Origin of the sequence: Pluralibacter sp. (assembly GCF_019237635.1) — a bacterium.
Taxonomy (GTDB): domain Bacteria; phylum Pseudomonadota; class Gammaproteobacteria; order Enterobacterales; family Enterobacteriaceae; genus Enterobacter_B.
Window position 1 is genome coordinate 45,288 of sequence record NZ_JAFAGS010000184.1, and the last position, 12,889, is coordinate 58,176.

The following is a 12,889-nucleotide window of genomic DNA, read 5'->3' on the forward strand; positions in this document are numbered from 1 at the left end:
ATTATCCTACTGTGCTGTTCTGAGCACTTGAAATTACAGTACAACCACACTGACATTTGCAGCCATCGACGACAACAGCGCGACCATTAAATGTCCGGTGCGGTGATCCTTCCACGATAGGATTAGTTCCATGCCCTTCTACCGGGCAACTAACCATATCACCAACTAATGCGGCTTTTTTTCCGTCGACAGTAATACTGGAAGAGGCGGAGATCACCTTTCCGCCGTGAGAAGTTTTATCACCGAGCAAAACGATGCCATTGGACATAATAAACACCTATATTTATTAGTAGTTACTTTGCATTGATTTTATTAAAACCAGGAATCTCGGATGATGGCGATAATATTCGTTCATCTGCACTGACACAACTAACAATAAAGAATATTAAAGTATAGAGGGATAATTGATTTAGTCCCTTACACATAAATTAATCCTTTAACTTATTTACATCAGGGTGAGTTGTTCCGTCGGACACAACCGAGCCATCCGGATAGATAATTTTATAAAACGCTCCAACTTTATGCTCTTTTGGAGCAATCATTTTAACAAGCTTAGATTCATCAAGAGTTGGTTTAAATATCACCTGAATAGTTTGGGCAGGAGAAACCATCTTTATTTGCATGAAATCATCCTGTCCAAATAAATTCAAAGTATCATTCACATTTATATCTTTATTACTATCAATTAAAGGATAGTATGCAGGAGATAAAGTAAGCTCAGATCCGTCAAATATCTTAAATCGACCATTTTTTGTTGCATTGTCATCAAATGCAATTGTAGCACCAACGGCTGTTCCTGGAACTAAACCCTTCCCGAGGTGGGTAGCATCAACATATTCAATACCCAAATTGAACTCACTCAGTTTCCAGTTGCACTTACCGCCGCCATCTTTTGCTATTTTTGCAATCCATACACCGGATGAGTTCTTTTCCTGAAGAGGTATTTTTATTGGATTAAGTCCCACTTTCTCATAATGCTGGCCATCTCGCATGCTCATCAATTCACGCTTGCACGTCGTTGATACGTACAACACCTCAAGAGGAAAAGGCTTTGTATACGGTGAAGGGTTTTTTATCTGCACATCTACCCATTCAGTATCCGATGGCGGTGATAATGTTCTGTCAGTTGCCTGAGCACATCCATTTAGCAAAAAAGCGATCTGAAGTAATATAAATAAATTAAAGCTCTTATACATTTTCTATGTCCTCTTCACAAAAAGAACTAACTTATTAAGAGCATCAACTCCGAGTGGAACAAAAACGATACACCCCGCGAATAGAGTGATATACCCTTAACCTGCGTCACGTTCAAAAAAAGCCAATAATCACTTCGCATTAATTTTATTAAAGTCAGGTATAATCGTGCCTTCTGATGCCACACTTCCGTCTGGATAAATTATCTTAGCATGCGCGCCTGGTTCCTTTTTTTCCACACCGATATATCGAGTTACTTTCGTTTCATCTAGAGAGGGAATAAAACTCACTTTAGTGGTTGCATCTCCTCGTAAGGAAATAAAATTCTGTTCTCCCAATAAAGATAGGCTAGTTTCAGTGGAGTTTAATTTTCGCACTCTTATATATGGATAATATTTTGGAGACAAAGTAATATCGCCATGTACTGTCTTAAAAAGACCATTTTTCGTTGCATTGTCATCAAACGCAATTGTTGCACCAACCGCAGTTCCTGGAACTAAACCCTTCCCAAGGTGGGTAGCATCAACATATTCAATACCCAAATTGAACTCACTCAATTTCCAGTTACACTTACCGCCGCCATCTTTTGCTATTTTTGCGACCCAAATATCTGAATCATTGTGCTTCTGAAGTGGGATTTTTACTGGGTTATATCCCATCTTCTCATAATGTTGACCATCGCGCATACTCATCAATTCACGCTTGCACGTTGCTGATACGTACAACACTTCAAGAGGAAAAGGCTTTGTATACGGCGAAGGGTTTTTTATCTGTACATCTACCCATTCAGTATCCGATGGCGGTGATAATGTTCTGTCAGTTGCCTGAGCACATCCATTTAGCAAAAAAACAGCCTGAAGTAAGATGAATAAATTAAATCTCTTATACATTTTCTATGTCCTCTTCTCCATAATGGCCAAATCTTCTTACAGCATCAGGTCCGGATGCGGCTGAGACGGTTGAGTTAAGCGAGTTTTTTAGTAACCCCTCGAGTGAAAGAAATTTTTTATTCCTGTCAAACTCATTCTTAGGAATCTCACCTGAATAGTGATCCATTTGTAATTCAAAGGAGGCTACTTTATCCGTATGTTCAGTGAAGGTCTTTCCATCGCTCAACCCTTTTTCATAAGCTAACCCTAGTAATTTATTATTTATATAGGGCATATATGATGTCAGGAGATGATTTCCAACATTAGCAGGCAGACCTCTATTTGGGTTCATACCTTCAGGGAAAAACTCTTTAAGATCTTCCTTGGTAAGCGTAGCTTTAAAAGCTTTTTGATCTTGCCCGGATTGTTTAGCTTCCTGAAGTGCCAAGGAAGGTACAAGATAGAGTTTAACTTTTTCAGGAAGTCTTGCCTGAATGGTCATGCAATTTCTTGGGTAAGGAAGCTCTATGCTACATTGTTGCCACTTTCTGCTTTGAGTAGTGGTTAAAAATGCGACCGTGTTTCCATGATGCCAAAAGCAGTCGCCCCACTCAACGATTTGCCAGGCGGTAAGCTCAACGACAGACCATAAAAAACCAAGTGTTGTCCCCAACGGCCCCCATAATTTATATAACTGATTATCCAGATCGGCCTCAGGTGGAACTGATGGTACTGGATCTTGATCGTTTACATGCCGGTAATGAATAATACTTGATAATGCATCTACAGCATTTTTAGTGAACGTTCTTGGCATACCATATGTATAAAGCAGTGGATTACTATTCTTTAGTTTTGCCGAATGAATTAGAGCCAAAGAGCCACCTAGGCTATGTCCACAAATATACAAATCTAAATTTTCAGCCAAGTCATTAAGTAATTCCAGTTTTTCATGGAAAAGTTTATCCATGACACGATACCCCTCCCAAAAACCTGTGTGAACTTTGCCTGCTGGAACCAGTGAGGTGCATTCAACTTTTTCATTACAACTCTCTGCATCAACTGGTCTAAATGAAGCATCAGTTATACCATCGGTCATACTAGCTGTTCCACGCCAAGCCACTATGACCTTAGTTTTATTGTACACATAGTAAAACTGTGTATCACCTTCAGGTTGTTCTGCTTTGGCTGAATCAAAACCGACAGGAAAAACATATCTATCGCTATAAGGAACATCGACAACTAAAGCATTAATAGCCGATTTGCCTATTTTCCGGGATGGTATCGTCGATAGGTCCTGGCATTTATTAATAAAATACTTCGTGATGATATCTATATCATCATAGGCTAAATCTGAGGCCAATCCTAAATTAATGGCATTTGCCATAGAGTAATTATTTTGGTGATGGAGCACTAACTCCCAGGCTCTAAATGGGCAAATTTCGATCACATGGCGTTTTTCAAGCTCATTTGTTCTGACCTTAACACCCTGAAATGAACTACTGATTGGAAAATGAAATAAGGGCAACTCCTCCCCATCTCTTAACTGCAAATCAGGTTTTCCATGGCATAACTCACCTACGACAGCGTAGTGCCATACATAACCATTTCCCTCTGCTTTTGGGCGAACAATCGAATCTTTTATAGCATCCCTACCAACGCGAAGAGAGCGCTTTTCCATTTCCTTTGTCAGTTGATTACCATCTAACGTCAACCTCAGTTCAAGTCCATGCGGCATATCAATACGAATAAGCCCATTCGCATCGCTTTGGCCAGAATGCGTAAAGTTATCAACAGGGCCGGAGTCAGGATGAGCACTTTCCACAGTCCATGGCATATTTGCCACCGGATCGCCCTGCTCATCAACCAATTGAAACTCGACCCAGTAAGGCATTTGTTCGTCACATGGAGCATGGGGATTTTTACGGCAGAGTGAGGATACAGCTGTAGTCATTTATTCGCCCTCCTGGCTATCGGCAATGTTTCGCGGATATTCAATTTTTAACTGCGATGGCATAGACGTAAATATTGGAGATGTCTTTCCATCTGCACCAGAAATGCCCTCATAAACGTCCCCTTCAGCAGTCGTAATTTTATATGTGGTGAAGGGCTTGACTGCCCCACTGGCTGATGACGTTGTGGTAAACCCTTCGCTGTACCCTTTAGGAAAAGTCACAGGTGGTGTATCTAAACTGGCAGGTCCGGTCTGATTGACATTCGCGGCTTTCAGTAAAATATTCCCCGGGCATCCCAGTTCAATATTCCCGCCGCTAAGCTTTATATAAGCGCCCCCGCAACTTAAAACCAGCTCCTGGCTGGCATTCACCTTTACACTTCCCTGACCACTGGTGATGGTGATGTCCTGTAGCGCCGAGACATTCATGGCATCCGCCTGCGCCTGAATATCAACCTTCCCTGCCCCGGCATACATTTTCATTCCTGCAGCCTGAGCAAACAAACTTACAGCCTCGCTTGCCGCTACAGTGAACGATTGCCCGGTGCTGATATCCGTGTTTTTCCCGGACATCAGACCAATGCTCGATCCGCCTGAAGCCATACGAACAGTTTCAGGACTGAGAATGCCTATACCGGCAGGTGCACTGGCCAGCATTCCTGGCATGTTCAGATACTTCAGTGAGTCGTTAAGTGTTTTTTGGCTATCGATATCGGATACCGTAGCCTTCGCGCCTTTCACCGCCGCCTGCAGGCTTCTTGCCAGTGTCAGTGCTTGCGTGAGTTGCTCCACTGCCCTGTCCATTTCAAGCATTTTACTGCCAACGTCAGGCTGGGCATCCGCAGTAAGCAGAACGCCTTTTCCACCGCGAACACTTATCCAGTCATTCGTTCGCAGTTCTGCCCCTTCCCCACGTAACATTCTGGATGCATTGACATTATGTCCAAGATTAAGCTGCGTCTTGCCCCCGTACTCTGTACTGAGCTTAATGTGCTCTTCGCCGCGCTTGTCCTCCATCCGCAGCTTGTTCAGGCCAGCTGTGCGAATGACGTTGCGCGTGCTGTTGGCTTCAGTGACGTGATCAACGTGACGAGAGTCGTGGAGGGCGTGAGCTATATACGGACGATCAGGATCGCCTTCATGGAACGCAATGGCAACTTCAGTACCCTGTATCAGCGGGAAGTGGAAGCCGTATTTGTCACCACCGTAAGGCTTGGCGAAGCGCACCGGCATACTTTCCATGCCCTGACGTTTGTCGTCGCGGTCGGCATCAAATTTAACCCGGTACATGCCGGACGCATCCTGCCAGGCGTAGATGTCGTTATCCTTGGCGCTGGTGACGCGGGCCATCAGGGTACCGCTGACCACCGGGCGCTTTTTAGCGGCAGGACGCCAGCAACGGTTCTCGTAGTACGGCATCCCCTCCCACATCACTATCAGGGCATCTTTACGACTGGCCATATAGCCCGTGCGGGTAATGATGATGCCGTTGTCCGTTTCTGATGGCAGTGTCGGTGGTACGACACGTTCACTGATGGTCAGCACCTGGGCCGGAGAAAGCAGGGCATCATTGCTGCACCCGCTGATAGTCGTCTGTCCGGACAGAAAACGCTCGTGTTCAAGGCGCGCCCAGAAGTTACCGGTTTCCGCCGTCGGCGTTATTTTGTCACCACGTTCAAGATGACGCGGCAGGTAGTGATATACCTCACCGTAGGTAACACCATCACCGTCACCACGGGTCATATCTGCCGGTACAGACGTCAGGATGTTCTGTGCTTCACGGTGATTGTAATCACTGGCGATGACAGAGCGCTCAACCACGTTCTGCCTGACGTTAACACCCCACACCGAATCCGCAGCATTATCATTCATCCCTGACGGGCTGCTGAGTGGCAGAGACTTACCGAACGTCCATGCGCTCTGCTTGTCTGCGAAATGCACCACTTCAGTCTGGGTGTCGGGTTGCAGGGTAAAGAAGTAGAAAATCCCCACCTCAGCCAGCAGACGCTCAATGAAGGCGAGGTCATTTTCCTTGTACTGGTTAATCTGTTCGCGCTTCGGATAGTCAGCTTTGAGAGTGAACTCATACTCCCAGCCTTTCAGACCATGCTCCTGCAGCACCTCGGCGACAACTTCCGGTACCGATTTATTGACAAAAAAGCGGTGGGTACGGAATTGTTTTCGCAGCAGAGACAGGAAAGGCTCAATAATAATCTGGTACGTCGCCTGGTCACGTGAGCCACTGATACGCTTAAAATGCGTCACCACACCATGCACCACTTTCTGCCCGGTCAGCCCCATCAGTGGCCCTGTTCCCATGGTCAGCGTGGCAGGCTTTGTCAACAGTTGTGCTGAACTGATATTCTGATCGCCGCTGGTAAAGATAACCTGGTAGTAATAAAGCTCACTCATGAACTCCTTACCGCTGAAATTCTCCACATCGATATCTGCCGTGCAGGACGGAATATCCAGGCGGTAGCGGTTTAGCCCGCCTTCAGTTAGTGCAGACAGGGTGTTCTTAAGCGTATCTGTCAGACTCATGATTATTGACTCCATGGGATAACCTGCTGTCCATGACTTTCTTGCCGGCGGGCAAGTAACAGGTTTAATCAGGGGTACTCAGCGAGTACGTAAAAGCGTGATTACAGCTCCAGCCCCGAGGGCGCAGAGAAGAGCTTTAATTAGCAGCATGGTCATTTCAAAATTGTTCATGCCGTATTCGCCTTCGCCAGTGATGGGGATAAAGCGCTTAACGATTGTGTAAAAATACGTATCCGGAAGAAACAGCACTCCCGCCACCACTAAAGCTAAAAAGATAAAAATCTTCATGACGTTATATCGTGCACTATTTAGAAACTTTAATTGAACCATACGGTCTTGCAATTTCACGATCGGTCAATGGAACATTGTAAACCACCCCATGATTTATCCCCACGCCGACAACAAACTTCCGTGGCTCATCATGTTTCTTTGAAATTAATATATATTCAACAATAAACACCCCATTATCAGGGAAGTAATAAAAAGAAGGAGGAATACATAATTTCCCATCAACGATCGTAAGTTCAGGGGAAAAATCAAAGTCCTTTTCCTTCGAGGGAGTTCCGCGCGGATTTATTCCTATATCAGCAGGTTGATAATCCTGAGCATCTGTAATGTTAAAACATACGTTTTTTCCCTGTTTACTAACAGAAGTGCTTTCATGGGGGATAAACCTATCTCCCTGGCCTGGGCATCCGGTTAAAATCACCAGACACAAACCAGAAAAAACAACAGGGAAAAACATACCAAAACCAAACACTTTCACCATGGGAACCCCCGTAACGCAATTTTGTATTGTTCACGTATTACTGATTCAGTAGTATCACCATCCAGAGTAATAGTTGGATATTTACCGCCCCATAATCGATGCCATATCTTATATCCCTGCGCTTGCAACGTAAAATTATCTGCAATAATCTGTGCCTGTTGCTCCATCGAATATTCACTTAAGAGACGACCATCAAGTATATAGTGATAGCTCACCATCCAGCTCACCAATCCTCTGAAGATTACATTCATCCCTTTTTCACGTTGCCAAACATGCCCCATTTCATGGATGAACATATGTTGAAGATCGTCTGTCGTCTGGGAAAAATCATCGCAGTATTGATCGCGAAAATAGATCTCCCCGTTCGGGGTCATCGCCGTATTGTTATCCTGTAAATTGAAAGGGAGATAACTTTCTCTGTGGATCCATACTTTCGAATAATCAATAGTGGATAAAAAAACGGATTGCGCCAGCTGTATTTCCCCCGCTGTGAGTAGTCTGACACCACCCTCTTTGATTCTGAACCCATCCTGCGTTTCATCATCCATGTGTAAACTCCAGCCCAATTCCCTTTCCTTCATTCCAGCCAAGCGTCAGGGAGTGTGGTTTCTGCTTCTCCGCCATATGGGCGAGCAGCTGCTGGCTCAGCACCGGCAGGATTTGCTGATTGAGAAGACTGTCAACATTACGCGCACCGGTATCCGGAAGCAGGCAGGCAGCAGTGAGTGCATCGTAGAGACTCTCTCCAATATTCGTGGACAAGCCGTAATGACGATGCAGGCGCTTGCTCACCTGAGCGAGCTTCATTTCCACGATAGTGCGCATCGCGGCTTCCGCCAGCGGGCGATAAATCACCGTCTGGAAGCGCGCCAGCAGCGCCGGCTGGAAATGGTCACGCAGGATCGGGCGCAGCAGTTCGTGCAGGTCGGCTTCAGTGGCTTCCGGCTGCTCATCGAGCAGCTGCATCAGGTGGTCGCTGCCGAGGTTGGAGGTCATCAGAATAACGGTGTTACGGAAGTCGATTTCACGTCCTTCGCCGTCGCGCATGAAGCCGCGGTCGAACACCTGATAGAACAGATTCATCACGTCGCGGTGCGCTTTCTCCACTTCATCGAGCAGCACCACGCTGTACGGACGCTTGCGTACCGCTTCGGTGAGAATGCCGCCCTGGCCATAACCAACGTAACCCGGCGGTGAACCTTTCAGCTGCGACACCGTGTGCGGCTCCTGGTATTCCGAGAGGTTAATCGTGATAAGGGATTTTTCACCACCGTACATTACATCGGCCAGCGCCAGCGCGGTCTCGGTTTTACCCACGCCGCTCGGGCCGACCAGCAGGAACACGCCCTGCGGACCGTTCTCGGAAGTGAGGCCGGTTTTCGCCGCACGCAGACGCTGAGCAATGGCTGCAAGCGCCACTTCCTGACCCACAACCCGTTTGCCGATTTCGTTTTCCAGAATCAGCAGTTCGGTCTGTTCATCTTTCATCAGGGAAGACAGCGGCACACCCGTCCAGTCGGCAATGACAGTGGCGACGGTGCGTACATCCACATCAACGGAGAGCAATGGGTTGCCGTCCTGCATGCCGTTCAGCTCCTGTTGCAGCGCGTGAGTCTCACTCTGCCGAGAGATGTTCTGGCGGCATTCCAGTAACTGTTCAGTGAGTTTCAGCTCCTGACCATACCGGGATTCCAGTTCATCGAGTTCGACTATCAGGCGTACCTCCTCCTGTTCAATCCCGCTCAGGCGTTCGCCGTGGCTCTGATTGCTAACGGCAATATCTTCCAGCAGCGCCTGCTTCTCCATTTCAAGGGAGGTAATCTGCGAGCGGATGCGGGTCAACTGTTCGGGTACGGTATCGAGGCTCATACGCACGCGGGCAGCGGCGGTGTCGAGCAAATCGACCGCTTTGTCCGGCAACTGACGCCCGGTCAGATAACGGCGCGACAGCGTGACGGCAGCACGTACCGCATCGTCAGTGATATGCACGCCATGATGTTCGGCGTAGCGGGATTTCAGGCCCCTGAGCATCAGGCAGGCGGTCTCATCGTCCGGCTCGTCCACTAACACCCGCTGGAAGCGGCGCTCAAGAGCCGCATCACGTTCGAAATATTGTTTGTATTCGGACCAGGTGGTGGCGGCGATGGTGCGCAGTTCGCCACGCGCCAGCGCCGGTTTCAGCAGGTTAGCCGCATCCGCGCCCCCGGCTGAATTACCCGCACCGATAATGGTGTGCACTTCGTCGATAAACAGCAGAATGGGGACAGGAGACTGCTGCACGGCATCAATCACGTTTTTAAGGCGCTGTTCGAATTCCCCTTTCACGCCCGCCCCCGCCTGCAGCAGACCGAGGTCGAGGGTGCGCAAAACAACAGGCCTGAGGGATTCCGGCACGTTGCCCTCAGCGATACGTAATGCAAGACCTTCCACCAGTGCAGTTTTCCCTACGCCCGGCTCACCGACAAGAATCGGGTTGTTCTTGCGGCGGCGGGAGAGAATATCCACCATCTGACGGATTTCAGTGTCGCGACCAAACACCGGGTCGATTTTACCTTCCTTCGCTTTGGCGGTGACGTCGAGAGTGAACTTATCCAGCGCGTTCTGCAGCGCCGGGCTGAGTTCGCCCTCTTTTATCTCCGCGCCGTTCGGACGCCCGACAAACTCCACTTCCCCGCCATGGCTCTGTGCCAGTTCAGCTTCCTGCTGCACTTCCGGACGTTCGTCTGACTGAGCATCCAGCAACGGACGCAGACGCTCCAGCTGGCTTTGTGCCAAGGTCAGCATCGGCCACAGACCGTCACAACGCAGCAGTTTTGGTTTATCGACCAGCGCCATCAGCAGATGTACGCCGCGGATGTGTTCTTCACCATTGAGAGAAGCCAGCAGCCAGGCTTCCTGCAGCAGGCTCTGAATGTTGTCAGAGAGCTGCGGACGGCTGCGCACCGAGCGTGGCAGATTGTCGAGCCACGCCAGCAAGTCCTGCCAGAGCGCATCCATATCCCATTCATAGCGGCGAGCCAGCACCGTCAGGTCACCTTCTCCCTGTTCCAGCAGTTTCAGCAGCCAGTGCTCAGGCTGGATTTCCGCATGGGCGCGGGTCTGACACAGGGAGGCCGCGCCTTCCAGTGCGCGGGCGCAGTAAGGATTCAGGCGACGTAACAGAACAGCTGGATTTTCCATGAATTTCATTCCCTCTCTTTTTGACACGCTACCGCCCCTGGCCGTTAACCGATGCCCATAAGGTCAGTACTGATAAAAATGTGATTGCTTTGCAGAACGTCCGCGAGGCAGGCGCTGTGAAAAGCAAAAAAGCGGGCAGGATGAGCTGCCCGCTGTCGGTCTTACGCGGTGGCGCGTTCGTTCCAGGAATCGGAATGAATGATGTTGCCGTCTTTGTAGGTCCAGGTGATTTTTTCGTAGCGCAGTTCGATCTGCTCAAGGTGGTTATGCTTCTCGAAAGAAGGATCCTTGATGTCGTGCATCACAGGATTCACTTTCACCACTTTCACGTTCTCAAGCTTCGTGTTGAAGTACTCCACTTCCTGACCCGCGTCGTTGATTTTGTACCACTTGAATTCCGCAGACTTCAGGGTCTGACCGGTGGTCACCGCCTTGTACAGGTACGGGCTGGACGAGTCGATTTCCTTGGTGAACAGGAACGGTGTGTGGATACGGGTACCGGTCAGCTTGCCGGTGTTGTTATCGGTCGGGATATACAGGTTATGCTCCTGCGCCACCACCTCAATGCTGCCGTCACGATCCTGAACGTCCACAGACCCTTTGATGTCCGCGCCGCCGTCGTCTTTCAGCCAAAGATAAACAGGAATTGCCATGGAATTACTCTCCATTGTGTTGTGATGCGCCATCATCCTGCGATGACGCCTGGGTGTTGCCCGGTATCTGACAGGCATCGGCCTGCGGTACCAGACTGATTTCGACACGGCGGTTAAGCACACGGCCATCCGCCGTATCATTGGTTGCGATTGGGCGGCTTTCGCCATAGCCCTGCACCGCAAAACAGCTCTCCGGCACATCGCCGGTATCACGCATCCAGTTACGTACCGATTCGGCACGCTTCAGGGACAGCGTCTGATTCAGTTTCGGGTTACCGGTGTTATCGGTATGGCCGGACACGACAATCAGCCAGCCCGGTTTCGCTTTAACGCCGACCAGCGAGTTCACCAGCATTTTGGTGGACCCGGCTTTCAGCGCCGATTTACCCGAATCGAACAGCGACATGCTGTCGAGGCGAATGGTTTTCGGACCCTGAATGATTTTCTTAATGATCGGCGGAGGCGGTGACGGAGGTGCCCAGTCACTGACTGCGGCCTCAACGGGCGGAACCAGGCGCAGTCCCTGATACAGACCCAGGCGATAACGCAGTGGCTCCCCGCGACGCTGCCAGTCGTCAAGTAATGCGCCATCGGCCCGCAGACGCTGCTGCGCACGCAGTTTCGGTGCCACAGGCTTACCCGTCAGTTGGTGATATAACGCAAGGTGATCGCCAACATTACGGATAAGGCGCTGGTTGTTCATCCAGGAGGCCAGCATGGCGAGTGCCAGGAAAATCCCGCCCAATAATCCGGCGTAACGCCAGAACACCATTCTGCGGCTCACGCCACGTCTGCGCGGTAACGCCGGCAGCAGCAGTTCAGGCAGCGGCAGTGTACCTGTGGTCAAAACGGCATCCGGTGGCAGCGCCGTCACGGAGGTGATGTGTTGTTGCCAGAGATTGCCTGCGATACCGCTTACCGGCACCATGCACATACCCTGTACACAGGGCTTCATCACCGGCAGTTCGCCTTGCCGTACCGACAGCAGGTCATTCACCGCGCTGTTCTGCCAGGCAAGCAGACTGTCCAGCCACAGGCCCTGACTCAGACGCGAAAGACGATCATCTGATCCGGTCTCCCGGGTCCACTCCGTCAGTGACACATTGCCCTGGCCGGGCTGATACACCTGAATACCGCTCCGCTGGCTTACCGTGGTAAACCAGACGGGCTCTTCCTCCGCGCAGGCCACTGGTGGCGATACCCAGGTCACAGTCCACAGCGGAGGGATCGTGCCGAATGCCGCACGGCACTGAACGACAGCACGCTGCCAGCCCCGCAGGGACTGGGTAAAATCATCACCGGATGTGTGTAGCTCAGGCACCACCGCCAGCATGACCGAGATTTGCGACACCAGCGCCGGGCGCACCAGGCTCAGGTGCTGCGCAAAGAGGGGCAGCTGTTCCGCATCCTTCACCCACAGATACCAGCCCTGCCGGGTTTCCCGGTGACGGGAACCGGACACGAACAGCGGAGTGTTGTCGCCACAGACGAGGATAACCGCCCCCTGAAAATCTTCCGGCGGCAGGTTTTCATCCACAATGTCCCGGACAGCGGTCGCCCGCGCCTGCGAAGCCCGACGCTGACACCAGAACATCACCCCGGACACCAGAACAACCAGCAGACTGAGAGCCACACGGCTGCCTGTGGACAATGGCCAGAATCCCAGGATGAGCCACAGCGCCAGTACGGCACCCAGGACAGTTAACAGACTTCGGTACGCATCCCGCATCGC

At 50.0% G+C, this 12,889-nt stretch carries 11 protein-coding genes; all 11 read right to left on the reverse strand.

Annotated elements, in window-relative coordinates:
- Nucleotide 1: 1 nt before the first annotated feature.
- Entirely contained in the window at nucleotides 2-268 is a 267-nt protein-coding gene (locus tag JO226_RS21995; protein ID WP_296407448.1) for a PAAR domain-containing protein, read from the reverse strand.
- A gap of 160 nt (nucleotides 269-428) precedes the next feature.
- Nucleotides 429-1,196 (reverse strand): hypothetical protein, encoded by a 768-nt coding sequence (locus tag JO226_RS22000; protein WP_296407450.1) that lies wholly within the window; start codon nucleotides 1,194-1,196, stop codon nucleotides 429-431.
- A 129-nt stretch (nucleotides 1,197-1,325) separates the two neighbouring features.
- Nucleotides 1,326-2,084, reverse strand: a complete 759-nt coding sequence (locus JO226_RS22005) for a hypothetical protein (protein ID WP_296407452.1) — start codon at nucleotides 2,082-2,084, stop codon at nucleotides 1,326-1,328.
- A complete protein-coding gene (locus JO226_RS22010) occupies nucleotides 2,077-4,014 on the reverse strand; it encodes a lipase family protein (RefSeq protein ID WP_296407454.1) in 1,938 nt (645 codons plus the stop codon). Before JO226_RS22010 ends, JO226_RS22005 begins: the two co-directional genes overlap by 8 nt.
- Nucleotides 4,015-6,555, reverse strand: coding sequence for a type VI secretion system Vgr family protein (locus JO226_RS22015; protein WP_296407457.1), 2,541 nt, complete (start codon nucleotides 6,553-6,555; stop codon nucleotides 4,015-4,017).
- Nucleotides 6,556-6,633: 78 nt separating this feature from the next.
- Nucleotides 6,634-6,843, reverse strand: a complete 210-nt coding sequence (locus JO226_RS22020; RefSeq protein WP_296407458.1) for a hypothetical protein — start codon at nucleotides 6,841-6,843, stop codon at nucleotides 6,634-6,636.
- Nucleotides 6,844-6,859: 16 nt separating this feature from the next.
- Nucleotides 6,860-7,324 carry a putative T6SS immunity periplasmic lipoprotein gene (locus JO226_RS22025; RefSeq protein WP_296407461.1) on the reverse strand — a complete coding sequence of 155 codons (465 nt, stop codon included), beginning with the start codon at nucleotides 7,322-7,324 and terminating at the stop codon, nucleotides 6,860-6,862.
- Nucleotides 7,318-7,872: a type IV secretion protein Rhs gene (locus JO226_RS22030; RefSeq protein ID WP_296407464.1), complete on the reverse strand. Its 555-nt coding sequence runs from the start codon at nucleotides 7,870-7,872 to the stop codon at nucleotides 7,318-7,320. Before JO226_RS22030 ends, JO226_RS22025 begins: the two co-directional genes overlap by 7 nt.
- Nucleotides 7,865-10,504 carry a type VI secretion system ATPase TssH gene (tssH, locus tag JO226_RS22035; RefSeq protein WP_296407466.1) on the reverse strand — a complete coding sequence of 880 codons (2,640 nt, stop codon included), beginning with the start codon at nucleotides 10,502-10,504 and terminating at the stop codon, nucleotides 7,865-7,867. Before tssH ends, JO226_RS22030 begins: the two co-directional genes overlap by 8 nt.
- A gap of 161 nt (nucleotides 10,505-10,665) precedes the next feature.
- A complete protein-coding gene (gene hcp / locus JO226_RS22040; protein ID WP_126356469.1) occupies nucleotides 10,666-11,157 on the reverse strand; it encodes a type VI secretion system effector Hcp in 492 nt (163 codons plus the stop codon).
- Nucleotides 11,158-11,161: 4 nt separating this feature from the next.
- Nucleotides 11,162-12,886 carry an OmpA family protein gene (locus JO226_RS22045; protein WP_296407474.1) on the reverse strand — a complete coding sequence of 575 codons (1,725 nt, stop codon included), beginning with the start codon at nucleotides 12,884-12,886 and terminating at the stop codon, nucleotides 11,162-11,164.
- Nucleotides 12,887-12,889: the final 3 nt, after the last annotated feature.

Coding starts and splice junctions, on each gene's coding strand:
- JO226_RS22015 (WP_296407457.1), bottom strand. CDS start 6,555: ATGAGTCTGACAGATACGCTTAAGAACACCCTGTCTGCACTAACTGAA.
- tssH (WP_296407466.1), bottom strand. CDS start 10,504: ATGGAAAATCCAGCTGTTCTGTTACGTCGCCTGAATCCTTACTGCGCC.
- JO226_RS22025 (WP_296407461.1), bottom strand. CDS start 7,324: ATGGTGAAAGTGTTTGGTTTTGGTATGTTTTTCCCTGTTGTTTTTTCT.
- JO226_RS22005 (WP_296407452.1), bottom strand. CDS start 2,084: ATGTATAAGAGATTTAATTTATTCATCTTACTTCAGGCTGTTTTTTTG.
- JO226_RS22045 (WP_296407474.1), bottom strand. CDS start 12,886: ATGCGGGATGCGTACCGAAGTCTGTTAACTGTCCTGGGTGCCGTACTG.
- JO226_RS22020 (WP_296407458.1), bottom strand. CDS start 6,843: ATGAAGATTTTTATCTTTTTAGCTTTAGTGGTGGCGGGAGTGCTGTTT.
- JO226_RS21995 (WP_296407448.1), bottom strand. CDS start 268: ATGTCCAATGGCATCGTTTTGCTCGGTGATAAAACTTCTCACGGCGGA.
- JO226_RS22030 (WP_296407464.1), bottom strand. CDS start 7,872: ATGGATGATGAAACGCAGGATGGGTTCAGAATCAAAGAGGGTGGTGTC.
- JO226_RS22000 (WP_296407450.1), bottom strand. CDS start 1,196: ATGTATAAGAGCTTTAATTTATTTATATTACTTCAGATCGCTTTTTTG.
- hcp (WP_126356469.1), bottom strand. CDS start 11,157: ATGGCAATTCCTGTTTATCTTTGGCTGAAAGACGACGGCGGCGCGGAC.
- JO226_RS22010 (WP_296407454.1), bottom strand. CDS start 4,014: ATGACTACAGCTGTATCCTCACTCTGCCGTAAAAATCCCCATGCTCCA.